The organism is Chromobacterium piscinae, from assembly GCF_021129175.1.
GTDB classification, from domain to species: Bacteria; Pseudomonadota; Gammaproteobacteria; order Burkholderiales; family Chromobacteriaceae; genus Chromobacterium; species Chromobacterium piscinae.
In genome coordinates this window covers 1-23,040 of the sequence record NZ_JAJOHV010000033.1, presented here as the reverse complement: position 1 = coordinate 23,040, position 23,040 = coordinate 1, and the positions used below count along the sequence as shown (strand labels likewise).

The following is a 23,040-nucleotide window of genomic DNA, read 5'->3' as shown; positions in this document are numbered from 1 at the left end:
TTCTGTGCATAAGTTGATCGGGTCCGGATACGCCCGTGGTTTCGCCGGACCCGGCGCGACAGACGCTTACTGTCTCACCGCCACCGCCACTCGGGTGAAGGCGTTCATCAGAGCGATGGCCAGCGTCAGGTCGGCGATTTCCGCGTCGCTGAAATGCTCGCGCAGCGGCTGGAAAACGCTGTCCGGCGCGCGGGTTTCGCCTATCCGGGTCACCGCTTCGGTCCAGGCGATGGCGGCCGCCTCGCGCGGGCTCAGCGAGTCCGCCACGTCCCATCCAGCCAGCATGTCCAGTTTTTCCTGGCTTTCGCCGCGGCGGCGCAGCGCCTGGCTATGCAGTTTCAGGCAGAAGGCGCAGCCGTTGAGCTGAGCAACGCGCAGGTAGGCCAGCTCGATCAGCGGCAGCCCCAGGCTGCTTTCCGCCAGCGCGTTCTTGCAGGCGAGCAGCCCCTGGTAGGCCTTGGGCGACAGCTGGGCATAGTCGATTCTCATGATTTCATCCTCTCGGTTTCAGCGCCGGCTGGCTGCCGGCGGCAGGGCCGCGCCTGTTCAGCAGGCGCAGGGTCAGTTTCTGCACGGCCGGCGCCAGCAGCAGCACCGAGCCCAGCGCCACGGGCCAGGCTTCGGCGAAGGCGAGCAGCCACCAGCCGGCAAAGCCCGAATGAAGTCCATGATTCAGGGCGGTGAACCAGGCAGTCATCACCAGGGACATCGCCGCCGACATCAGCGAAGAGAACAGCAGGCGTTGGCGCAGGGCGGGGCTCATGGCGCGCTCCATTCGGGTTAGCGATGAGACGAGTCTAGTCAAAAGCGCATTATGAAAATAGAATCAAAGAATCAATTTCAAATTCCATTTTTGCAATCATGCTGGATGATCTGGACTTGTTCGTGGCGATCGTGGACGCCGGCAGCCTCAGCGCGGCGGCCGGCCGGCTGCGGATGCCGGCCCCGACGCTGACGCGTCGCCTGCAGGCGCTGGAGGCGCGGCTGGGCTGCAAGCTGCTGAGCCGCAGCGCGCGCCGGCTGGCGCCGACCAATGAGGGCTGGCAGTACTACGAGCGCTGCAAGCCGCTGCTGGCGGCGTTGCGGCAGGAGACGGCGTCGCTGGACGGGACCTTGAACCGGGTGGAGGGGGTAGTAAGGCTGCTGGCGCCGCTGAGCATGGCCAACGACATGCTGGTGCCGGTGTGGGCTAGCCTGCTGCGTGAGCATCCGCGGCTCCGACTGGAGTTGAAGCTGAGCAACAGCCTGGACGATTTATACAGCGGCATGGCCGATCTGGCCTTGCGGGTGGGCGAGCAATCGGACGCCTCGCTGCGGCAGCGCAGGCTGGGCGAGGTGCGCACCATCTTGACGGCATCGCCCGCCTATCTGGCCGCGCATGGCGCGCCCGAGCGGCCAGCGGACCTGGCCGCGCATCGTTTGCTGCTGGCCGAGCCGTTCGAGCGCTGGAAGCTGCGGCGCCGGGACAGCGGCGAGGAGGCCGCTTGGCCGGCCGAGCCGGGCCTGCTGGCCAACGACATGCTGCTGACGCGCCGGCTGGCCGAGGGCGGCGCCGGCATCGCGGTCAGCCCGCTCAGCATCTGCCATCGGCAGCTGGCGGACGGCCGTCTGGTCCGGGTGCTGGAAGAATGGGAAATCGCCACCCGGCCGGTCTACGCCGTGTGGCCGGAGCGGCGCGCCTTGCCGGCGCGGGTGCGCGCGGTGCTGGACGCGCTGTTGGAATTTTCCGAGGATCTGCCGCAACTGCGTGGTTGACAAGCATCGGCGTGCGTTCGAGGCCGCGCGTGCCAATGCATGCAGCACCGGCGGCGCGGCTCTGCCGCGCTTACTTCCCGCCGCGCGGGGGCTTGGGCAGCAGCTCCAGCCGGGTGCCGGACAGGCGGTCGTGCAGGTGGCGGCGGTCCTTGTCGTAATAGCGGGCCAGGAAAGGCAGCAGCCACCAGACCAGCGCCAGCCATTTCGCCGCCGGATGGTCGCCGTAGCTGCGCTGCCAGCCTAGGTAGGAGATCACCGGCAGGCCGACGAACAGCATCGCCGCGACGATGAAGCGCATCAGCGATTGCTGCCAGTTCAGCAGCCGGCCATCGGCGGTCACCAGCCGGATGTGCCAGGTTTTCATCGCGGCGGTCTGGCCGCCGCGGGTCCAGCAGTAGCCGAAGTAGGCGAACAGCACGCTGGCGGCGGTCAGCTGGATCAGGCTGTGCAGCAGCCAGGAATCCTGGCCCAGCGCCAGTTGCAGCGGCGTGATCGCGGCGCTGGTGATCAGCAGCATGGCGACGATCAGCAGCGATTCATAGAACAGGCTGGCCAGGCAGCGGGCGAGGCTGGGAGTGGCGTTATCGGTCATGGGGAGGGGGCGAGTGGTTTGGCGTCGCGCGAGCGCAGCCGGCTCAGCGCCTGTTCGCGCTGGGCGGGAGGCAGTTGCTGCAGTTTTTTCCAGTTGGCGCGGATTTCGTCGCGCTGGGGTTCGCTCAGCTCGGTCCAGGCCTTCAGCCGGCGTTGCAGCCGCTGCTGTTGGCCGGATGTCAGCTCGGAGAAGCGCGGAACGATGGTCAGCAGATCCTGCTTCTTGTCGGGCGCGTAGCGGTTCCAGTCGGCGGCCAGCGGCGCCAGCACCTGCTGCTGCTCGCTGTTCAGTTGTTCCCAGCGCGGATCCGCCAGGGGGGAGGAGTGGACGAAGTTGGGAATCAGCAGGCCGGCCAGGCAGACAGCCTTGGCCAGCCATCCGGCCTTATTCATGCAACCCCCGGCTGAAATGCGGCTCCAGCAAGGAATCCAGCGGCAGGTCCTGGGACAGCACGGTGGCGTCCACCGCGTCGGTTTCGGCCATCAGGCCTTCCACCAGCATCAGGCCGACGCCGGTGACGACGGCGAAGCCCAGAGCGGCGCTGCCGCGCTTCAACAGCAGGGTGTGGCGTTGCGCCCAGAGCAGGATTTTCTCCTGCAGGCCGCAGTTTTCGGCGGCGCGCTGTTCGAAGCGGCGCATCGCGGCGGATCGAGCGTCCCTCAGGCGGGCAAGCTGCCGGGGCGTCGGATCGGAATGGGGATTGTCCAGTATGCGGGCGATATGGACGGGCAAATGGTCCCCCTGCCCGTCATTGGTGTGTTTCATAGCAAAACTCCCTTCTGCGCAAGAATGGCCGCCAGGGTGTGGTTGGCGCGCGAGCAGTGCGTTTTCACGCTGCCCTCGGAGCAACCCATGACCAGAGCGGTTTCGGCAACATCCAGTCCTTCCCAGTAACGCAGCAGAAACGCTTCGCGTTGACGGGCGGGCAGTAGTTGCAGCGACGCGTCTATCATCAGCGCCACTTCCTTGCGTTGGTACCACTGCTCCGGATTGGTGTGCGCCTCGTCGGCGGCGACATCCAGCGTTTCGAGCGGGTCGAGGGAGTCGTCTTCGGCGTGGGTGGGGATCAGCGACGACAGCAGCGTGCTGACGAAGCTGCGCACCTTGCTGCGCCGGTAGTGGTCGCGGATGGTGTTCTGCAAGATGCGCTGGAAGATCAGCGGCAGCTCGTGCGCGGGCGCGTGCGCGTAGCGGTCGGCCAGCTTCATCATCGAGTCTTGCACGATGTCGAGCGCATTGTCTTCATGCCGAACCGCGTACAGCGCCTGCTTGAAGGCGCGCTTCTCTACCGACTCGAGGAAGTCGGCCATTTCCTTGCGGCTTGCCATCTGTGCATTTCAGGTTGATGCCAACCAAAGATGGTAGCAGAGCATGATTCACTAGGCTAGTGGCAGTTTTTCTTCTGAAATAACCGTGGCTTAGCGGTATTTTGCACCTGCACAAAATCACTTGACCGTACTTTGAGCAATAAGCTAAGGTCTTTGAGCAAACGGGATGAAATCAACACGAAATAGAGGCGATATGCAGATATCGGGCGCCGAAATAGTAGTCCGCTGCCTGCAGGAAGAGGGGGTCGAATTTGTCTTCGGCTACCCAGGGGGCGCAGTACTGGAAATCTACGATGCCATCTTCCGACAGGACAAATTCAAACATGTGCTGGTGAGGCATGAACAGGCGGCCGTCCACGCCGCCGACGCCTATTCCCGCTCCAGCGACAAGGTAGGCGTGGCGCTGGTGACCTCCGGTCCCGGCGCGACCAATGCCGTGACCGGCATCGCCACCGCCTACATGGACTCCATCCCGATGGTGGTGATCTCGGGCCAGGTGCCTTCTCCGGCAATCGGCCTGGACGCGTTCCAGGAAGTGGACATGGTGGGCATCACCCGTCCCTGTGTGAAGCACAACTTCCTGGTCAAGGACGTGAACGAGATCGCCGCGACCATCAAGAAGGCGTTCTACATCGCCATGAGCGGCCGTCCCGGCCCGGTGGTGGTGGATATCCCCAAGGACATTACCCAGGCGCGCGCCGAGTTCCGCTATCCGGACAGCGTGCACATCCGCTCTTACGTGCCGGCCACCCGCGGGCATAGCGGACAGATCAAGAAAGCGGTGAACCTGCTGCTTGAGGCCAAGCGTCCTTATATCTATGTCGGCGGCGGAGCGGTGCAGGGCCGCGCCGAGGCCGAAGTGACCGAGCTGGTGCGGTCCCTGAACCTGCCGTGCACCAACACCCTGATGGGCCTGGGCGCTTATCCGGGCTCGGACCGCCAGTTCCTGGGCATGCTGGGCATGCACGGCACCTACGAAGCCAATATGGCGATGCAGTACTGCGACGTGCTGATCGCCGTGGGCGCGCGCTTCGACGACCGCGTGATCAGCGTGCCGTCGCATTTCCTCGGCCAGGCCAAGAAGATCATCCACATCGATGTCGATCCGTCGTCGATCTCCAAGCGCGTCAAGGCCGACATACCCATCGTCGGCGACGTCAAGCTGGTGCTGCGCGAGATGCTGGACCAGCTCAAGCAATCCGGCCAGAAGCCGGACGGCGCGGCGCTGAACCAGTGGTGGAAGCAGATCGAGGAATGGCGCGGACACGACTGCCTGCTGTATACGCCGTCCGACGAGCTGATCAAGCCGCAGATGGTGGTAGAGACGCTGTATGACATCACCGGCGGCCAGGCCATCGTCACCTCCGACGTCGGCCAGCACCAGATGTGGGCGGCGCAGTACTACAAGTTCGACCGGCCCAAGCAATGGCTGAATTCCGGCGGCCTCGGCACCATGGGCTTCGGCCTGCCGGCGGCCATCGGCGCGCAGCTGGCCAACCCCAACGCCCAGGTGGCCTGCATCACCGGCGAGGGCTCGATCCAGATGAACATCCAGGAGCTGTCCACCGCCAAGCAGTACCACACGCCGGTGAAGGTGGTGGCGCTGAACAACCGCTATCTGGGCATGGTGCGCCAGTGGCAGGAGTTCTTCTACGGCACCCGCTACTCCGAGTCCTATATGGACGCGCTGCCGGACTTCGTCAAGATCGCCGAGGCCTACGGCCATATCGGCTTCAAGGTGGAGAACCCGGCCGACGTGGAGCCGGTGCTGCGCGAGGCGTTCAGCGACAAGCTGAAGGAGCGCCTGGTGTTCCTGGACTTCCGCACCGACCAGTCGGAGAACGTGTTCCCGATGATCCAGAACGGCAAGGGCTTGGATCAGATGGACCTGCCGCCGCATATGCGCGCCATCCAGCAGGTGCCTTTCGAGAACAACCGTGACTACGGCAATATGTGCTAAGGCGGCCGGCATGCGACACATCCTATCCATACTTTTGGAAAACGAGGCGGGCGCGCTGTCGCGCGTCGTCGGGCTGTTTTCGGCCCGCGCCTACAACATCGATTCGCTGACAGTGTCCACCACCGAGGACCCGACATTGTCGCGGATGACCATCGTCACCCACGGTTCCGACGAAGTCATCGAGCAGATCACCAAGCAGCTCAACAAGCTGATCGAGGTGGTCAAGGTGATAGACCTCAACGAATCCGAGCACATCGAACGCGAGATGATGCTGATCAAGGTCCGCGCCGTAGGCAAGGACCGCGAGGAGATGAAGCGGATGGCCGACATCTTCCGCGGACGCATCATCGACGTGACGGAAAAGACTTACACCATCGAGCTGACCGGTACGAGCGACAAGCTCGGCGCCTTTATCGAGGCGGTGGACCGCACAGTGATCCTGGAAACGGTCCGTACCGGCGCATCCGGCATCGGTCGAGGCGAACGGGTTCTGAAAATCTGAGCAGGGCAGCAAGTCCCTTAGCAAATCAAATACCAAGGATAAAGAAATGAAAGTTTATTACGACAAAGACGCCGACCTCTCCATCATCAAGGGCAAGAAAGTGGCCATCATCGGCTACGGCTCGCAGGGCCATGCCCATGCGCAGAACCTGAAGGAGTCGGGCGTCGACGTCATCGTCGGCCTGCGCAAGGACGGCGCGTCGTGGAAGAAGGCCGAAGCGGCCGGCCACAAGGTCAAGGAAGTGGCCGAGGCGGTGAAGAAGGCCGATGTGGTGATGATCCTGCTGCCGGACGAATCCCAGCCGGACGTCTATCACAAGGACATCGCGCCCAATCTGAAGAAGGGCGCGGCGCTGGCCTTCGCCCACGGCTTCAACATCCATTACAACCAGATCGTGCCGCCGGCTGACGTCGACGTGATCATGGTGGCGCCGAAAGGCCCGGGCCACACCGTGCGCTCCGAATACCTGAAGGGCGGCGGCGTGCCGACCCTGATCGCCGTTTACCAGGACAAGTCCGGCAAGGCGCGCGACGTGGCCCTGTCCTATGCCGCGGCCAACGGCGGCACCAAGGGCGGCGTGATTGAGACCAACTTCCGCGAGGAAACCGAGACCGACCTGTTCGGCGAGCAGGCCGTGCTGTGCGGCGGCGCCGTCGAGCTGGTCAAGGCCGGCTTCGAAACGCTGGTGGAAGCCGGCTACGCGCCGGAAATGGCCTACTTCGAGTGCCTGCACGAGCTGAAGCTGATCGTCGACCTGATGTACGAAGGCGGCATCGCCAACATGAACTACTCGATCTCCAATAACGCCGAGTACGGCGAGTACGTGACCGGCCCGGAAGTGGTGACTTCCGCCACCAAGGAAGCGATGAAGAAGGCGCTGTACCGCATTCAGAGCGGCGAATACGCCAAGATGTTCATCCTGGAGGGCAAGACCAACTACCCGGCCATGACGGCCCGCCGCCGCCTGACCGCCGCCCACCCGATCGAGAAGGTCGGCGCCGAGCTGCGCGCGATGATGCCGTGGATCGCCAAGAACAAGCTGGTGGACCAGTCCAAGAACTGATCGGCCAACGTTCTGTTTTCGATGACGAAGCCGGGCGCAAGCCCGGCTTTTCCACGCAAATAACATAAAGAAATAAGCTTATAAATAAACTTTGTAGTAAATGTTAGTTTTCATTAATATTGTAGATTCCGAGTAATTGATCTACTGCTGAAAAGCTGTTGAAAACCAAGATAAATTCATGAAACACAGAATCTGTTTGCCGTTGTTGGTGGGTGTCGTCGCAGGGTTGTCGGCATGCTCGTCTTTTAAAGCCACGATCCTGCCGCAGCAGGAAGGCAGCTTCACTGCGGTGGCCACCGCGGCTTCATACAAGGATGCGGTGGAGAACGCGGTCGGCAAGGCTGGCGAGGTTTGCAAGAAGCAGGACAAGAAGCTGGTCATCCTGGATCGGAAGGAAGAGTCCAAAGACCAGGGAGACGGCGAGGTGATGAAGGCGGCGAAAACCGCCGCGGACATCGTGCTCAAGCTGGGCACGCTGGGCATTGTTTCCCGCGGCGGGGATGAGGACTACAAGGTCACGCTGCAGTGCAAGTGCGAGTAAGCTAAGGCATCGCTTCGCCTAGCTTCTGTCGGCCTTGTGGCTGGCGCGGCTTGGACAAACGGCTGTCGGTATCGCAGTGGGCGCTGCGTACCAAGGACAGCCGTTTTGCGTTCTAATCCGCGGCGCGGCTTTACGACGCCATCGCCTCGCCCAGCCGCACCGGGCTGGCGGCCTGCCATTGAGGATTGAACTTCAGCGGGCCGGCCGGATACAGCAGCACCACGGTGGAGCCAAGCAGGAAGCGGCCCATTTCCTCGCCCTTGGCCAGACGGATGTCCTGGCCGCGGTAATCCCATTTTTCCACGGCCGGCCGGCGCGGCGGGTTGATCACGCCATGCCAGACGGTGGCCATGCTGCCGACGATGGTGGCACCCACCAGCACCATCGCGAACGGTTGCCCTTGCTCGTCCTCGAACACGCACACCACGCGCTCGTTGCGCGCGAACAGCCGGTCCACGCCGCGGGCGGTGGCGGGGTTCACCGAGTACAGCTCGCCGGGAACGTAAGTCATTTCCATCAGCTTGCCGGCGCAGGGCATGTGGATGCGATGGTAATCGCGCGGGCTGAGGTAGATGGTGGCGAAGTGGCCGTCGGCGAAGCGGGCGGCCAGCTCGGCGTCGCCAGCCAGCAGCGCCGCGGCGCTGTAGTCGCGGCCCTTGGCCTGGAAAATGCGGCCGCTGTCTATAGAGCCCAGCTGGCTGACCGCGCCGTCCACCGGGCAAACCAGGCGGGCGTCGGCCAGCGGCCGCGCGCCGGGCCGCAGCGCGCGGGTGAAGAAGTCGTTGAAGGTGGCGTAGGCGGCCGGGTCGCTGTTGGCGGCTTCGCTCATGTCTACGTGGTAGCGGGCGATGAAACGGCGGATGGCGGCCGTGGTGAAGCCGCCGCCCTTCCAGCCGGCGAAGCAGCCTGCCAGCCGGGTCAGCGCCAGTTTGGGCAGGATATGTTGAGACAGCACGAACAGGCGCTCGGACACGGGCATTTCCTGATGATGAGTTTAACCGCCCATTATATCGCAGCTAAGCGAGGCTGGCCCGCCGTCTGCCGAGGGCGCGGCGCTTTCGCGCGGGCCATGCCGATTTTCCCTGATGGCCGAGCGCGCGACAGAAAGCGCCGCAGCCATCTGGCGCTGCGCTGAATGGCGGGCCGCCAGTGTGCGCCTTGGCGACGATAGCCGCGCGTTTCGGCTGGATCAGAAATGGTAGCCCATGCCGATGGACACCTCCCGGATATGCTCGTTGAAATAAGCGAGGTCCGAGTTGGAGCGGCCATAGTTGCCGCTGAGAAAGGCGGACCAGGCTTTGGCGCCGAACAGGTTTTTCCGGGTCAGGCCCAGGCTGAGCAAAGCGTTGCGGCTATCCGCTTTCTGGCCGGCGAAAACCGGATTGCCGGCTTGATAGCGGGTGCGAAGCGCGAGGAGTGAGGTCGTGGCGTCCCAGTCCGCGCCTTGATAGGCGTAAGCCAATTGCACCCCGTAGCGTCGGGTGCTCATCGCCTTGCCGTCCAGATCCGCGCGCGCGTATATCAGGCCGGGGGACAACGTATGCGCGCCCTGGCTGTCCAATTTCCAAGCATAAGCGGCTTGGACGCCGTAGTTGTTGCCATTGCGCTGCAGTAGGGCTTGATTGGCCAGCGTCAAGCCTTGCGCCTGTCCGCTCCGCTCATTGTCTAGCTTTTGCCTGGAGTAGCTGAAGTTGGCGCTGAACGGCGTATTCAGTATGTTCGACCAACCCAGCGCCAGGCCGGCGCTTTTCAGCTTGCCGTCCTGGCGGGCGACATTCAAAGCATAGGGGTCCAGCCAGACCTCGCTCTGGCCATAAGTCAGTGCTGCCGACACCGCGCCGGCTTGCGGCAGTTGCTGGCGCACTCCGAACTGCATGCCGCCTCCCGCAGCAAACGTGCTGGTATTGGAAGGCGATATGAAGAGCCGGGTGCCTGTGCCGGCGAAGCCATAGCTCCATTCGCCGTCGAACAGGGGGGCGGTGCCGGATTGCGAAGCCGGCGATTGCGTCAGGCTGGTGGCGCTGGGGCGGCCATCGTTCGGCGCCTTGAGGAAATTGCTGGCCAGTTGATAGTGGCTGACGCCTAACTGGAAGGTCCCGGAGAAACCGTCTTGTTCATTCTCTGCGGCGACTGCCAGCAAAGGTGCGAGCAGTATCAATACGGCATGATGTTTCATCGGATATTCCTTTGGATGGAGTGAAAAGAGCGGGTCGCCGGGCGGGCAATTCACCCTGGCGTTGGATGGCCAAGCCGATTGTCTGTCTTGAGCGCGCGACCATATACTCCATGGCTAGCGCAAAGAGAGGGCATCCCGTTTGCATGGTGTAAGTATGCGTATGCCAACCTTTTGCTAAGCCAAAGATGGTCGCGGTGAAAACGAAAATGCATCTATTGATTGTTGAGGATGACTTGGACCTGGGGCGGGCTTTGCAGGCCGCATTGAAAGCCGAAGCGGTGACGACCGAATGGGTGCGCCAGTTGGCGGATGCGGACGCCCTGTTCGAGCCGGACCGGTTCGATTGCGTATTGCTGGACTTGGGCCTGCCGGACGGCAGCGGCTTGGCATTGTTGCGCGCCTGGCGGGCCAGGCAGATCGCCGTGCCGGTGATCATGATCACGGCCAGCGCTGATTTGAACGATAAATTGGCGGGTTTGGACGATGGCGCTGATGATTATCTGTGCAAGCCGTTCGCGGTGTCGGAAATGGTGTCGAGAGTGCGGGCGGTATGCCGCCGCAGCGCCCGCCAGGCCAGCGAAGTCTGGAGCCTGGGCGCGCTGAGTCTTAAACCCCGCGTGCATTTGGCTTGGCTGGACGGACTGGCGTTGGACTTGTCGCCTCGCGAATTCCGCTTGCTGGTGGAACTGGCGCGCGATCCTGGCCGCATCGTGTCGAAAACGGTGCTGGGGCAACGCCTGGAGCCGCTTGGCGATATTGTCGATGGCGCGACGATAGAGGTGCACTTGTCCAATTTGCGCCGCAAGATCGGCGCCGAACGCATCCGCACCGTACGCGGCGTGGGCTATCAATATGTGGTTTAAGCGGCTGGCGGACGGTTTGGCGCCGTCGCTGACGAGGCGGGTGTTGCTGGCTTTGTTGCTGGCTTTCGCCTTGATATGGCTCGCGCTGGTCGGGCGGGAATATCAGGAGTCGAGGTCATCGGAATCCCGCCGCCAAGTTTTGTGGAAAGTGGCCGATCTGATTTCCGTGACGCTGTCGCCTGACAGAATGGAGCGCAATCGGCAAGCCTTGGAGACGGCGGATCGCTTGTTCAACGCATCGCGGCGCATCAATGTGGCTTCCAAGGTCGAGGTCGATTACCCGGGCGATTTGTTGATTTCCGCGCGCACGCGGCAAGGTGAGCGGATCTATGCTTCGCCGGGCGTCCCAGCCATCGCGCTGCCGGCGCGCGATTTGAATAAGGGCGTGGTGCAGCTGCAAGGAAAAGCGTATCGAGTGGAGGAGCGTCTCTATCCTGCTGGATATTTGACTTTGTTCGAGCCGGTGATTCCTGATGAGGAAGTGCTGCCTTTCCTCACTAAGCAATTTATCGCGCCCCTGGCCATCTCCTTTTCGTTCACCCTGCTGCCGCTGTGGTTTGCCATTTCGCGCGGCTTGCTGCCGCTGAGGCGCTTGGCCGATTACCTGAACCATCGCGCCTCCGATGATTTTTCTCCCTTGTCCATGCGCTTGCCTTATCGGGAGTTGAAGCCGATTGTCCTGGCGCTGGACCAGTTGCTCAGGCGCAGTCGCGACAGCATCGCTCGCGAACGCGCCATCGTGCAGGACGCCGCCCATGAAATGCGCACGCCGTTGGCGGTGATTTCCACGCAAGCGCATGCCTTGGCCCGCGAGGAGGATGCCGAAGCCAGGCAGCAAAACCTAGCCGCTTTGGAGCAGGCGGTGGCCCGCCATTCCCATTTGGTGCAGCAGCTGTTGCGGCTGGCGGCGCTGGAAGGCGCGGAGAGCGAGCGCCGGCAACAGGTTGATCTGGTCGAGGTGACGCGCAATGCCTTGATCGGCTTGTCGCCGCGGGCGGAAGAAAAGGGCATGGAGCTGGAGCTGGACTCGCCAGATGGCTTGCTGGCCAGCCTGGCCTTGGTTTCCTTCCTCTCGATTGTGGACAATTTACTGTCCAATGCGGTGGCGTATGGCCGCGCCGGCGGTCGCGTCCGGGTGCGCCTTGCCGCCGTAGATGGACGAATCGAGTTGGCGGTGGCGGATGACGGGCCTGGCATCGCCGCCGAGGACAGACAGCATCTGTTCGAGCGCTTTTACCGGGGCAAGGCGGCATCTACTCCGGGTTCCGGCCTGGGGCTCGCCATTGTTTGGCAGGCGGTGCGGGCGCAGGGCGGCCGCATCCGGATGGCGGAGGGGCTGGAGGGCCGGGGCGTGGCGTTTCATGTCAGTCTGCCTTGGTGGTCGCCAAATTAGAGGCTTGGCAAGGTTTGTCCAGGTGCCTGCGGGCACCCTTTTTTACAGTTAAATTCTACAATTTGTCTAAAAAATAAAGTTGGACATGTACTGTGACGAATTTGATACAGATTTTTCCTGTCAAATTTGACCTTATGTCTCATTTTTGAGTAGTCTGATTCAAAACATGCTGCAGGAGCACATTGATGCAAGTGGATATTGAACGACTGGTCGCGGACTTCGGAGGGCCGAGCCATCTGGCCGACGAACTGAACCGTCTGTTCCCCGACGAGCCGGTGAGCCGCGCAGCGATATACAAATGGAGAGAACGCGGCAGCCTGCCGCTGACCCAGCTGAGCCGGCTGGCGCAGCTGGCCGCAGGACAGGGCAGGCGCTTTGATTTCAACGACTATCTGGTCGGAGAGCCGAACCAGGCGGCAGGGAGAACTATCGACATGGGCGAGCGCCTCTACATTTTCGACACCACCTTGCGCGATGGCGAGCAGTCGCCGGGCGCCTCGATGACCAAGGAAGAGAAGATCCGCATCGCGCGCCAACTGGAACGCTTGGGCGTGGACATCATCGAAGCTGGCTTCGCCGCCGCCAGCCCCGGCGATTTCGACGCTATCCGCGCGATCGCCGAAACCATCAAGGACTCCACCGTCTGTAGCCTGGCGCGCGCCAACGAGCGCGACGTGCGCGCCGCCGGCGAAGCGATCAAACCGGCCGCGCGCGGCCGCATCCACACTTTCATCGCCACCAGCCCGATCCACATGGAAAAGAAGCTGCGGATGAGCCCGGACGAGGTGGTGGCGGCTGCGGTGAAGGCGGTGACGATCGCCCGCGAATACACTGACGACGTTGAATTTTCCGCCGAGGACGCCTTGCGTTCCGACATCGACTTCCTGGCCCGCATCTTCGGCGAGGTGATCAAGGCCGGCGCCACTACGCTGAATGTGCCGGACACCGTCGGCTACGCGGTGCCGCGCTTGACCGAAGCCTTCTTCCGCGAGCTGATCGCCCGCACCCCGGGCGGCGACAAGGTGGTCTGGTCCGCCCATTGCCACAACGACCTGGGCATGGCGGTGGCCAACAGCCTGGCGGCGGTGCTGGGCGGCGCGCGCCAGGTGGAGTGCACCATCAACGGCCTGGGCGAGCGCGCCGGCAACGCCAGCCTGGAAGAGATCGTGATGGCGGTGAAGACCCGCCGCGACGTGTTCGGCGTGGACAGCCGCGTCGACGCTACCCAGATCGTCCCGGCATCCAAGCTGGTGTCCACCGTCACCGGCTATCCGGTGCAGCCGAACAAGGCCATCGTCGGCGCCAACGCCTTCGCCCACGAGTCCGGCATCCACCAGGACGGCGTGCTCAAGCACCGCGAAACCTACGAAATCATGTCGGCCGAATCGGTGGGCTGGAGCGCCAACCGCCTGACCCTGGGCAAATTGTCCGGTCGCAACGCGTTCAAGACCAAGTTGTCCGAGCTGGGCATCGTGCTGGACAGCGAGGAGGCATTGAACGCCGCCTTCGCCCGCTTCAAGGAGCTGGCCGACAAGAAGCGCGAGATCTTCGACGAAGACTTGCACGCGCTGGTATCCGACGAGATGGTCAACATCGAGCGCGAGGACTACAAGCTGGTGTCGCTGAAAGTGGTCAGCGAAACCGGCGAGCCGCCGTTGGCCAGCATCGTGTTCGTCGAGCACGGAGAAGAGCAGCGCGGCGAGTCCAGCGGCTCTGGTCCGGTGGACGCGGCGTTCAAGGCGATCGAAGCGGTGGTCGACAGCGGCGCCGAGCTGGAGCTGTATTCGGTGAACGCCATCACCAAGGGCACCGAGTCCCAGGGCGAGGTGACGGTACGCCTGTCGCGCGGCGGCCGCATCGTCAACGGCCAGGGCGCAGACACCGACATCATCGTCGCCAGCGCCAAAGCTTATCTGTCGGCGCTGAACAAGCTGACCGTAGAGGAGAAGGTGAGCGCTCAGGCCGTGGTCTGAGCCGACTGAAGTTTCCCGGCGCGGCGGTCCGTGGCCGCGGGGAGGCGGCAAGGTTTTACATCCCGTTCTTGTCGTTGCGCCCCGCGGCCCGAGCCGCCAAGCCAAAAGGCTTTCACTCCATCCCGCGTGAAATCCTGCGCAGGCCTATCCGGCCGAACTCATCGCGCCCACGCCCAAAAGGCCGACGGCACGACGCCGACCCACAAGGTCGGCGTTGGCACGTCGAGGGCGCGGCCCCCGCAACCGGCATCGCGGGCGTCCACTGCTAGACCGCCGGTGTTTATACCGCCAGCGCTGTCTGGGCGGGTTGCAGCAATCTGCGGTAGCCGGCCATCCTTACCCAATGGACAATCCACAGAGCAAGGGCGGGAATCGCGGCCAACAGATTGATGTAGGGGATGAAGCACAGCACCTGCAAGATCACCAGCGCCAGGCTGATGCCGAAGCCGCCGTCGCCCGGCAATTGCCGCTGGGCCAGCTCTTTTCTTAACGCGCTGGACAGCAGCAGGATGTAGATCATGTACCAGACCAATCCCAGGCCCGGAATCAGCGCCAGCCAGATCAGGCCGCCGGCTAGCGGGCGGCGTTCCTCCCCAACGGCATTCATCGTCTGGTGCAAGGTCAGGAAATAGAAGATGCTGACCGCCAGCACCAGCGCGCCCACCACCACCAGCACCATGATGCCCATGCCGGCCAAGGCGGCCAAAGCTTCGCTCTCTTTCATGGCGAGTTCCTAAAAAAGTTGAGAATTGCGATTTTCGCATGGCGCAAACAGGCCTTGACCTGGCTACCTGATCTTTATGCTTGATGGGTTGTGTGTTTCCGTCGAGAGCGGAGGCCGTGGCCAGTGGACGCCGGAAGTATTGAAAGATCGGCGCGGCCTAGTGTAAAACGTCGGTCCCGGCCCGCATGGAGCGCGGCGCGGGACAACCATATCGGGAGAGAGCATGGGCCAAGGCTATTTCATCACCGGCACCGACACCGAGATCGGCAAGACCCATTCCGCCGTCGAACTGATCCGTTCGTATCGAGAGCAGGGCAAGATCGTGTTGGCGATGAAGCCGGTGGCGTCCGGTTGTGAAATTCTGCCGGACGGCGGCTGGTGGAACGATGATGTGGCGCGGCTCACCGCGGCTACCGGGCAGACTGATCTGGAGCTGATGAACCCCTACCGCTTCCTGCCGCCGGTGTCGCCGCACATCGCCGCGCGCGAAGCCGGGGTGGAAATCGAGTTGCCGCGCATCGTCGATCATTACCGGCGTTTGCGGGAGCAGGCGGATATCGTGCTGGTGGAGGGCGCGGGCGGCTGGCTGGCCCCGCTGTCCGACAGCCTGTTCATGTCCGATATGGCGCAAGCGTTGGCGCTGCCGGTGATCCTGGTGGTGGGCATGCGGCTGGGCTGCATCAACCACGCCTTGCTGACGGCGAAGGCGGTGCGAGACAGCGGGCTGGAGCTGGCCGGCTGGGTGGCCAACTGCGCGCAGCCGCCGCAGGCGGCCTACGCGGAGAACCTGGCCACGCTCAAACGCCACATTCCGGCTCCGCTGCTGCTGGAAATCCCCTACCGGCCCGCGGCCTGAGCGTCTTCCCATGGGCGGCCGCCGCCGTCCATGGCCCCGGTCCGCGCGCATTGCGCCGCGTCATGACGCATTCTTGTTTTTCTTGACATTGCTCCTACGATGAAAACATGCCGGCGACAAGCCGGTGCTTGTGCATGCAGTGCATTGTGTCGGTCGTCTTGACCTAGGGGGCAACATGTCTTGTTTGCGCATTCCGCTATGCCTGCTGCTGGCCGTTCAGAGCGCGGCCGCGGCCGAATTCAACCTGCAGCAGCCGGTCACCCCACTGGCGCGCACTGAATATCATCTGCACACCATGCTGCTGATCGTCACCGGCGTGATCTTCGCCGTGGTGTTCTTGGTGATGCTGTATTCCATCTTTCATCACCGCAAATCGGCTGGCAACGAGGCCAAGCAATTCCACGAGAACACCACGGTGGAGATCATCTGGACCGTGGTGCCGCTGCTGATCTTGGTAGTCATCGCGGTTCCCGCCACCCGCGCGGTGCTGGCGCAGAAGAGCACGCGCAGCGAGGACATGACCATCAAGATCACTGGTTACCAGTGGAAGTGGCGCTATGACTACCTGGACGACAATTTCGGCTACGTCAGCCATCTCGCCACTCCCAGGGAAGCGATCGAGGGAACCATCCAGAAGCCTGCCAACTACTTGCTGGAAGTCGACGAGCCGCTGGTGGTGCCGACCGACCGCAAGATCCGCCTGCTGCTGACGGCGAATGATGTGATCCATTCCTGGTGGGTGCCGCAGCTGGGCGTCAAGCAGGATGCGATTCCCGGCTTCCTGCGCGACAGCTGGATGCTGATCGAGAAGCCCGGCGTCTACCGCGGCCAGTGCTCGGAGCTGTGCGGCAAGGACCACGGCTTCATGCCCATCGTGGTGGAGGCCAAGTCGCCGGCCGATTATGAGAAATGGCGCGGGGCCAAGCTCAAGCAGATGGCAGCCGCCGCCGACGATCCCAACAAGGTGTGGAAGCTGGAGGACCTGAAGGCGCGCGGCGAGAAAATCTACGCCCAGAACTGCGTGCCCTGTCACCAGGCCAACGGCAAGGGCATCCCGGGCACTTTCCCGGCGCTGGACGGCTCGCCCATCGTCACCGGCGACAAGGCCGGCCACATCGAGATCGTGCTGTTCGGCGGCAAGAAGAATCCGGCGATGGCGGCCTGGGGCAAGCAATTGTCCGATACCGACATCGCGGCGGTGATCACCTACGAGCGCAACAGCTGGGGCAATCATACCGGCCAGATCGTGCAGCCCAAGGAAGTGAAGGCTGCGCGCGGCAAGGCGGCATAAGGAGTCGGACCTCATGGCAATCGCGGAAACCACCCACGCCGGCGGCGCCCACCACGGCAAGCCGCATGGCATCGCCCGCTGGCTGATGGCCACCAATCACAAGGACATCGGCACGATGTATTTGTGGTTCTCGTTCACCATGTTCCTGACCGGCGGCGTGCTGGCGCTATGCATCCGCGCCGAGCTGTTCAGCCCCGGCCTGCGCTTCTTCCAGCCGGAGCTGTTCAATCAGCTGACCACGCTGCATGGCCTGATCATGGTGTTCGGCGCCATCATGCCGGCCTTCACCGGCATGGCCAACTGGATGCTGCCGCTGATGATAGGCGCGCCGGACATGGCTTTCGCGCGGATGAACAATTGGAGCTTCTGGCTGCTGCCGCCGGCGGCGCTGCTGCTGCTGATGTCGTTCGCGGTGCCGGGCGGCGCGGCCGCGGCCGGCTGGACGCTGTACGCGCCGCTGTCCACGCAGATGGGCATGGGCATGGACATGACCATCTTCGCCATCCACATCCTCGGCATCAGTTCCATCATGGGGTCGATCAACATCATCGTCACCATCCTCAATCTGCGCGCGCCGGGAATGACGCTGATGAAGATGCCGATGTTCGCCTGGGCCTCGCTGATCACCGCCTACCTGATCATCGCGGTGATGCCGGTGTTGGCCGGCGCGGTGACCATGGTGCTGACCGACCGCCATTTCGGCACTCACTTCTTCAATGCGGCGGGCGGCGGCGACCCCATTCTTTACCAGCATGTGTTCTGGTTCTTCGGCCACCCCGAGGTCTACATCATGGCGCTGCCGGCTTTCGGCATCGTCAGCCAGGTGATCCCGACCTTCGCCCGCAAGCCGCTGTTCGGCTATACCTCGATGGTGTACGCCACCAGCTCCATCGGCATCCTGTCCTTCATGGTGTGGGCGCACCACATGTTCGTCACCGGCATGGCGGCCACCGCGCAGCTGTTCTTCATGTACGCGACGATGCTGATCGCGGTGCCCACCGGCGTGAAAGTGTTCAACTGGATCGCCACCATGTGGGAAGGCGCGATGAGCTTCGAGACGCCGATGCTGTTCTCGATAGGCTTCATCCTGCTGTTCACCATCGGCGGCCTGTCCGGCATCACGCTCAGCGTGGCGGCGGTGGACATCCAGTTGCACGCCAGCTACTACGTGGTGGCCCATTTCCACTATGTGCTGGTGGCGGGCGCGTTGTTCAGCCTGTTTTCCGCGATCTACTACTGGTTCCCCAAGATGAGCGGCCGGATGTACAACGAGAAGCTGGGCAAGCTGCATTTTTGGTGGTCGATGATCTGGTTCAACGTCACCTTCTTTCCGATGCACTTTCTGGGGCTCGCCGGGATGCCGCGGCGGATTCCGGACTACGCGCTGCAATTCACCGACTTCAACCGCATCGCCAGCGTCGGCGCCTTCATGTTCGGACTGGGCCAGCTGATCTTCCTGTACAACATCCTGCATGCGCTGCGTCACGGCGAAAAAGCGCCGCACAAGCCCTGGGAGGGCGCCAACACGCTGGAGTGGGATCTGCCGACTCCTGCGCCCTACCATAGCTTCGAACAGGCGCCGCGGGTCGAGGTTGGCGAAAACGGCGTGATCCTGTCCTGCCAGGAAGGCGGTGGGGGGCATTCGCACTGAGAAGGGAGGCCGGCATGGACGCGATGGCGATGCGGCGGCGCAACCATCGGCTGGTGAAGCGACTGGTACTGATTGTCGCGCTGATGTTCGCTTTCGCCTGGGCGATGATTCCGCTGTACCGCATCGTGTGCGAGAAAACCGGCCTCAACGATGTCGTCAAGGCGGACGAGCTGGAGAAGGAGGACCTGATCGCCGGTGACGGCGAAGTCAGGATGACTTTCGATTCTACCGTGCAGGCCGGGCTGCCGTGGCAGGTGCAGCCGATGACAACCCACCTCAAGGTCAAGCCGGGGACCTTCGTCCAGGTGCAGTACCGGATCACCAACGCCAGTTCGCGCGAGGTGGTAGGCCAGGCGCTGCCGCGTTATTTGCCGGCCGAGGCCGGCGAGTATGTCAAGAAGCTGGAATGCTTTTGCTTTACCCAGCAACGCTTCAAACCGGGCGAGACCCGCACCTTCCCGGTCGTGTTCGTGATAGACCGCAAGCTGCCGGCCTCGATCACCAGCATCACGCTGGCCTATACCGTGTTCGACGTGCCGGGCCAAGGGAAGGGATTGCCATGAGCTGGGGACAAGGGGTCAAGGCAGTGCTGGGCGCATTCATCGGCGTGCGCAAGGGGGCGGCCTCGCAGGTCGACCAGGCGCTCAAGCCGTGGCAATTGATCGTCACCGCGCTGGTGTTGGCGGCAGGGCTGATCGCAGCCCTGCTGCTGCTGGTGTCCTGGGTGACCCGCTAGGAGGAGTGAGATGGCAAGCGTAGAAGAGCAGGACCGTTATTTCGTGCCGACGCCGTCGCGCTGGCCCATGGTGGGCTCGCTGGCTCTGTTCTGCATCGGCCTGGGCGCAGCGTTCGCAGTCAACGGGATGCTGCTGGGCAAGGTGTCGCTGGCGCTTGGGATGCTGATCCTGGTGGCGATGCTGGTGGGCTGGTTCGGCGACGTGATTCGGGAAAGCAGGCTCGGCGTCTATCTGGGGCGAGAGGACATGTCCTTCCGCTGGGGCATGGGCTGGTTCATTTTTTCCGAGGTGATGTTCTTCGGCGCGTTCTTCGGCGCGCTGTTCTGGGTGAGAACGGTGTCGGTGCCGGAGCTGGGATCGCTGGACTACAAGATCCTGTACCCGGATTTCGAAGCGTCCTGGCCGCTGTCCACCGGCCCGGGCATCACCCAGGCTTATCAGGCGATGGAAGCCTGGGGCTTGCCATCGCTGAATACGATGATTTTGTTGAGTTCAGGCGCCACCGTCACCTGGGCGCATTGGGGACTGCTGCAGGAGAAGAGAAGCCAGTTCACGCTGGGGCTGTTGTTGACCGTGGTGCTGGGCTGCACCTTCCTGGCCTTGCAGATGCACGAGTATGGGCACGCCTTCAGCAAGCTGAACCTGACGCTGGCTTCGGGCGCGTACGGCATGACTTTTTTCATGCTGACCGGTTTCCATGGCCTGCATGTGCTGCTGGGGTCCATCATCCTGTTTGTGGTGTGGCTGCGCAGCATGAACGGACATTTCGACGCCCATCACCATTTCGCTTTCGAGGCGGCCAGCTGGTACTGGCACTTTGTGGACGTGGTGTGGCTGCTGCTGTTTATCTTCGTTTACTGGCTATGAGGGAAATCAGACATGGTGCGGGCGCCACCAGCCGAACAGCGCGCCCAGCAACAGCAGCAGGAATAATCCAATGGACAGTCCAACCCGCAGGGTCAGGGAGCGCACCAGGCGCTGAGAGCCGTGTTCGGCCTTCATCAGCCCAGTCAAACCCCAGAACAGGGCCAGGACGATACAGGCAAGCAACAACAGGATGACGAGTTTCATGACCGTATCCTCCACGCAAACTGATCCGGAAAACAAGCCAAAGTCTAAATGGCAACGAACGTTGTGGCTGTTTCTTTTGGTAATCAACTTATTACCATATGTATTGGCAGTATGGCAGTGGCAAAGGGGGCAAGACAAGGAGGCGCTGCTGAACTCACTGACCAGCGCGATGAGCGTGGCGCCGGTGGACCTGGTCTACCGCGAAGCGGAGCCGCCGCCGGAGTTCACCCGGGTCAGGCTGAATCGGGCCGAGCCGGCCGGACCGGTGATCGAGCTGCGCAACAGCTTCATGGCCGGCCAGGCAGGGAGGCGCATCCTGCAGCCCTGGCGGCAGGGGGACGATCGTTCGCTGGTATTGCTGGATCTGGGATGGCTGGTCGACGGCGCTCCCTTGCCGGCTTTCCGGCCGGAGCAGGTGCAGGCCCAGGGTTATCGGATGCCGACGCCGCGCCATTTCGTGCTGTCTGGCGCGGTCAAGGGTGCCGAAGGTCCTGTCGACGCGGTGGACGAAGCGGTCTTGCGCCGCCGATATCCTGGGCATTGGTTCCAGGGCGTGGTGGTGCTGGAAAGCTCCCCTGAACCGCTGTTGCACTGGCCGGTGGTGCCGGAGTTCATGCCAGACCGCCACTATGCTTACGCGCTGCAATGGTTTTTGCTGGGCGTCTGCATCAGCGGTGCCAGCTGGCTGATGTGGAGGCGCAGGCATGAAATCCATTAACCGAGGGCGGGTGGCGTTGCTGGCGATGGGCTTGCTGTGCCTGGCGCCGGTGCTGGCCGCGTTGTTGGCTTATTGGTTGTTGCCGCCCCAAGGCGGGCGCAGCTATGGCCAATTGCTGCCCACCCATCCTTTTGCCGCCGCGGCGCAGCCGCAATGGCCGCGAGGCAAGTGGGTGCTGGCGGCGGTGTTGGGCACGGAGTGCCATGGGCGTTGCCAGCAGCGCTGGCATGCGATGCGCCAGATAGAAAGGGCGCAGGGCGAAGCGGCTGGTCGCCTGACCAGAGTGGCCTTGCAGGTTTCGGAGCAGGCGCCGCGGCTGGATGTGCCGCACCGGCTGCCGCATTCGACGGAGTCGGCCTTGCCGGCCGGCAACCTGGGCTTTTATCTGGTCGATCCGCTGGGCAATCAGGTGATGTTCTATCGAGACGGCGCGGATCCGCGCTTGATCATCGATGAAGTGGCCAAGGTGTTGAAGGTGAACAACGGGCTGGGCTGAGCCGGCGGTTGACCGGCGGACACGCTGTGCACTGGGGGGGCGCTCGCCATGCGGAAACTGGTTTGGCTGGCTTTGCTGCTGGCCGTCGTCGTGGTGCCGTTCGGCGCCTATGTCAGATTGTCCCACGCGGGCCTAGGGTGCCCCGACTGGCCGGGCTGCTATGGCCAGATTTCGCCAGCGCATGCGGCCGACAGCATACTCCAGGCCCAGGCGTTGTCGCCGGAAGGCCCGGTCAGCCCAGGCAAGGCCTGGCGCGAGATGCTGCACCGCTATCTGGCGGGCAGTCTGGGCGCGCTGATCGCGCTGATCGCCTGGCGGGCCTGGCGGGAAAAGCGCCAGTGCCTGCCGGCGGGGCTGTTGCTGGCGGCGCTGGGCTTGCAGGGCCTGTTGGGCATGCTGACCGTCACCTTGCTGCTCAAGCCCGTCATTGTCACTTCGCATCTGTTGGGCGGCATGGCGGTGCTGCAGATTCTCGGCTGGATGGCCTTGTCCCCGGGCTTGCCGCCTGTCGCGGTTCCCGCAAGGCAAGTCAGGCTTGCCGCTTGGCTGGTCTCGGCGCTGGCGCTGCAACTGGCGCTAGGCGGCTGGGTGTCCAGCAACTACGCGGCGCTGGCTTGCCAGGGCTTTCCAGCCTGCAACGGCGAAAGCTGGCCTGCGTTGCGTTTCGATCACGCTTTTCATCTGTTGCGCGAGTTGGGCGAAGCGCCGGACGGCAGCCTGCTCGATTTCGCCAGCCTGGTGACCATACATTGGCTGCACCGGTTGGGCGCCTTGCTGGTGTCGTTGCTGCTGTTGTCATCATTGTGGCTGGGCTGGCGGGAGCGCGCTTTGCGCCCGCACCTGCTGTGCCTGGGCGCCGCATGGCTGGTTCAGGTGGGCTTGGGCGTCGCCAACGTGCTGCTGCAACTGCCCTTGCCGCTGGCGGTGGCGCACAACGTCGGCGCCGCCTTGCTGCTAGCCGTGGCGCTGCTGCTGCGATCCCGGCTGCGAGTTGAGGCGGGGGTGGCGCGGACGTCGTCTGTCCGCTGGCGGCTGCCGTCCTTTAACTTGAGGCGCGCGGGCGGGCCGGGAGAGGGGAGATGAGCGCCGTCGGCCTGCCGTTATGGCGGCAACATGCTTACGCCTTGTGGCAGCTGTCCAAGCCGCGGGTGGTGGCGCTGATCGTGTTCTGCGCGGTCATCGGCATGTTTCTCGCCAGCCCGGGCGTGCCGGATGCCGCGGTGGTGGCGCCGGCCACGCTGGGCATCGCGCTGGTGGCCGGCGCGGCGGCCATGGTCAACTGCTTGGTGGAGCGCGGCGTTGATGTCAGGATGCGGCGCACCGCCTGGCGGGCCACGGCCACCGGCGAGG

28 protein-coding genes are annotated in these 23,040 nt (G+C 63.4%); 18 read left to right on the top strand and 10 right to left on the bottom strand.

Features of this window, described 5'->3' with window-relative positions; genetic code table 11:
• Positions 1–66: 66 nt before the first annotated feature.
• Together LQR33_RS11155 and LQR33_RS11150 are read right to left on the bottom strand one after the other, a co-directional pair.
• Positions 67–489, bottom strand: a complete 423-nt coding sequence (locus LQR33_RS11155; RefSeq protein WP_166439528.1) for a carboxymuconolactone decarboxylase family protein — start codon at positions 487–489, stop codon at positions 67–69.
• Between the two features lie 4 nt (positions 490–493).
• Positions 494–763 carry a DUF2798 domain-containing protein gene (locus LQR33_RS11150; RefSeq protein WP_221663744.1) on the bottom strand — a complete coding sequence of 90 codons (270 nt, stop codon included), beginning with the start codon at positions 761–763 and terminating at the stop codon, positions 494–496.
• Between the two features lie 98 nt (positions 764–861).
• On the opposite strand from LQR33_RS11150, the gene LQR33_RS11145 reads away from it, so the two are divergent.
• Positions 862–1,755 carry a LysR family transcriptional regulator gene (locus tag LQR33_RS11145; RefSeq protein WP_231468942.1) on the top strand — a complete coding sequence of 298 codons (894 nt, stop codon included), beginning with the start codon at positions 862–864 and terminating at the stop codon, positions 1,753–1,755.
• 70 nt (positions 1,756–1,825) lie between these two features.
• Here the strand turns inward: LQR33_RS11145 and LQR33_RS11140 are convergent, their stop codons facing one another.
• From LQR33_RS11140 to LQR33_RS11125, 4 genes are read right to left on the bottom strand one after another with little or no spacing between them, the layout of a single operon-like run.
• Positions 1,826–2,347, bottom strand: coding sequence for an RDD family protein (locus tag LQR33_RS11140; RefSeq protein WP_221663742.1), 522 nt, complete (start codon positions 2,345–2,347; stop codon positions 1,826–1,828).
• A complete protein-coding gene (locus LQR33_RS11135; protein ID WP_231468940.1) occupies positions 2,344–2,739 on the bottom strand; it encodes a DUF3106 domain-containing protein in 396 nt (131 codons plus the stop codon). Before LQR33_RS11135 ends, LQR33_RS11140 begins: the two co-directional genes overlap by 4 nt.
• Positions 2,732–3,112, bottom strand: coding sequence for a DUF3619 family protein (locus LQR33_RS11130; protein WP_231468938.1), 381 nt, complete (start codon positions 3,110–3,112; stop codon positions 2,732–2,734). Before LQR33_RS11130 ends, LQR33_RS11135 begins: the two co-directional genes overlap by 8 nt.
• On the bottom strand, positions 3,109–3,675 hold the full coding sequence (locus LQR33_RS11125; RefSeq protein WP_021478381.1) for an RNA polymerase sigma factor: 567 nt from the start codon (positions 3,673–3,675) through the stop codon (positions 3,109–3,111). Before LQR33_RS11125 ends, LQR33_RS11130 begins: the two co-directional genes overlap by 4 nt.
• A gap of 193 nt (positions 3,676–3,868) precedes the next feature.
• Between LQR33_RS11125 and ilvB the strand changes: the two genes are divergently transcribed.
• From ilvB to LQR33_RS11105, 4 genes are all read left to right on the top strand, one after another.
• Complete coding sequence (ilvB, locus tag LQR33_RS11120) at positions 3,869–5,635, top strand: biosynthetic-type acetolactate synthase large subunit (RefSeq protein ID WP_231468937.1); 1,767 nt, start codon at positions 3,869–3,871, stop codon at positions 5,633–5,635.
• Between the two features lie 10 nt (positions 5,636–5,645).
• Entirely contained in the window at positions 5,646–6,137 is a 492-nt protein-coding gene (ilvN, locus tag LQR33_RS11115; protein WP_011134142.1) for an acetolactate synthase small subunit, read from the top strand.
• Between the two features lie 46 nt (positions 6,138–6,183).
• Positions 6,184–7,200: a ketol-acid reductoisomerase gene (gene ilvC / locus LQR33_RS11110; protein WP_166439534.1), complete on the top strand. Its 1,017-nt coding sequence runs from the start codon at positions 6,184–6,186 to the stop codon at positions 7,198–7,200.
• 178 nt (positions 7,201–7,378) lie between these two features.
• Positions 7,379–7,741 (top strand): hypothetical protein, encoded by a 363-nt coding sequence (locus LQR33_RS11105; protein WP_166439535.1) that lies wholly within the window; start codon positions 7,379–7,381, stop codon positions 7,739–7,741.
• A gap of 130 nt (positions 7,742–7,871) precedes the next feature.
• On the opposite strand, the gene asd is transcribed toward LQR33_RS11105, so the two are convergent.
• Both asd and LQR33_RS11095 read right to left on the bottom strand, forming a co-directional pair.
• Entirely contained in the window at positions 7,872–8,714 is an 843-nt protein-coding gene (gene asd / locus LQR33_RS11100; RefSeq protein ID WP_166439536.1) for an archaetidylserine decarboxylase, read from the bottom strand.
• A 216-nt stretch (positions 8,715–8,930) separates the two neighbouring features.
• A complete protein-coding gene (locus tag LQR33_RS11095) occupies positions 8,931–9,917 on the bottom strand; it encodes a DUF2860 domain-containing protein (RefSeq protein ID WP_221663739.1) in 987 nt (328 codons plus the stop codon).
• Positions 9,918–10,123: 206 nt separating this feature from the next.
• Between LQR33_RS11095 and LQR33_RS11090 the strand changes: the two genes are divergently transcribed.
• The 3 genes from LQR33_RS11090 (at position 10,124) to LQR33_RS11080 (ending at position 14,146) form a co-directional block, all read left to right on the top strand.
• Complete coding sequence (locus LQR33_RS11090) at positions 10,124–10,780, top strand: response regulator (RefSeq protein ID WP_046156262.1); 657 nt, start codon at positions 10,124–10,126, stop codon at positions 10,778–10,780.
• On the top strand, positions 10,770–12,173 hold the full coding sequence (locus LQR33_RS11085) for a sensor histidine kinase (protein WP_166439538.1): 1,404 nt from the start codon (positions 10,770–10,772) through the stop codon (positions 12,171–12,173). Before LQR33_RS11090 ends, LQR33_RS11085 begins: the two co-directional genes overlap by 11 nt.
• 185 nt (positions 12,174–12,358) lie before the next feature.
• On the top strand, positions 12,359–14,146 hold the full coding sequence (locus LQR33_RS11080; RefSeq protein WP_166439539.1) for a 2-isopropylmalate synthase: 1,788 nt from the start codon (positions 12,359–12,361) through the stop codon (positions 14,144–14,146).
• 280 nt (positions 14,147–14,426) lie between these two features.
• Here the strand turns inward: LQR33_RS11080 and LQR33_RS11075 are convergent, their stop codons facing one another.
• Entirely contained in the window at positions 14,427–14,870 is a 444-nt protein-coding gene (locus LQR33_RS11075; protein ID WP_166439540.1) for a hypothetical protein, read from the bottom strand.
• 223 nt (positions 14,871–15,093) lie between these two features.
• Between LQR33_RS11075 and bioD the strand changes: the two genes are divergently transcribed.
• The 6 genes from bioD to LQR33_RS11045 all read left to right on the top strand — a co-directional run bounded on the left by bioD (position 15,094) and on the right by LQR33_RS11045 (position 20,272).
• A complete protein-coding gene (gene bioD / locus LQR33_RS11070; RefSeq protein ID WP_166439541.1) occupies positions 15,094–15,726 on the top strand; it encodes a dethiobiotin synthase in 633 nt (210 codons plus the stop codon).
• 175 nt (positions 15,727–15,901) lie between these two features.
• Complete coding sequence (gene coxB / locus LQR33_RS11065; RefSeq protein WP_166439542.1) at positions 15,902–17,017, top strand: cytochrome c oxidase subunit II; 1,116 nt, start codon at positions 15,902–15,904, stop codon at positions 17,015–17,017.
• 13 nt (positions 17,018–17,030) lie between these two features.
• A complete protein-coding gene (ctaD, locus tag LQR33_RS11060; RefSeq protein ID WP_166439543.1) occupies positions 17,031–18,668 on the top strand; it encodes a cytochrome c oxidase subunit I in 1,638 nt (545 codons plus the stop codon).
• Positions 18,669–18,682: 14 nt separating this feature from the next.
• Positions 18,683–19,231, top strand: coding sequence for a cytochrome c oxidase assembly protein (locus tag LQR33_RS11055; RefSeq protein WP_231468935.1), 549 nt, complete (start codon positions 18,683–18,685; stop codon positions 19,229–19,231).
• Positions 19,228–19,404, top strand: coding sequence for a DUF2970 domain-containing protein (locus LQR33_RS11050; RefSeq protein WP_166439545.1), 177 nt, complete (start codon positions 19,228–19,230; stop codon positions 19,402–19,404). Before LQR33_RS11055 ends, LQR33_RS11050 begins: the two co-directional genes overlap by 4 nt.
• Positions 19,405–19,414: 10 nt before the next feature.
• Entirely contained in the window at positions 19,415–20,272 is an 858-nt protein-coding gene (locus LQR33_RS11045; protein WP_046156255.1) for a cytochrome c oxidase subunit 3, read from the top strand.
• Between the two features lie 6 nt (positions 20,273–20,278).
• Here LQR33_RS11045 and LQR33_RS11040 read toward each other — a convergent pair whose 3' ends face one another.
• Complete coding sequence (locus LQR33_RS11040; RefSeq protein ID WP_021478398.1) at positions 20,279–20,476, bottom strand: DUF2909 family protein; 198 nt, start codon at positions 20,474–20,476, stop codon at positions 20,279–20,281.
• A gap of 103 nt (positions 20,477–20,579) precedes the next feature.
• On the opposite strand from LQR33_RS11040, the gene LQR33_RS11035 reads away from it, so the two are divergent.
• The 4 genes from LQR33_RS11035 to LQR33_RS11020 form a co-directional block, all read left to right on the top strand.
• A complete protein-coding gene (locus tag LQR33_RS11035; protein ID WP_166439546.1) occupies positions 20,580–21,194 on the top strand; it encodes an SURF1 family protein in 615 nt (204 codons plus the stop codon).
• Positions 21,181–21,690, top strand: a complete 510-nt coding sequence (locus LQR33_RS11030; RefSeq protein ID WP_046156254.1) for a hypothetical protein — start codon at positions 21,181–21,183, stop codon at positions 21,688–21,690. Before LQR33_RS11035 ends, LQR33_RS11030 begins: the two co-directional genes overlap by 14 nt.
• A gap of 48 nt (positions 21,691–21,738) precedes the next feature.
• Positions 21,739–22,773: a COX15/CtaA family protein gene (locus LQR33_RS11025; protein WP_231468933.1), complete on the top strand. Its 1,035-nt coding sequence runs from the start codon at positions 21,739–21,741 to the stop codon at positions 22,771–22,773.
• The coding region (locus LQR33_RS11020; protein ID WP_231468931.1) for a UbiA family prenyltransferase at positions 22,770–23,040 on the top strand (271 nt) is incomplete at its 3' end. The genes LQR33_RS11025 and LQR33_RS11020, both read left to right, overlap by 4 nt.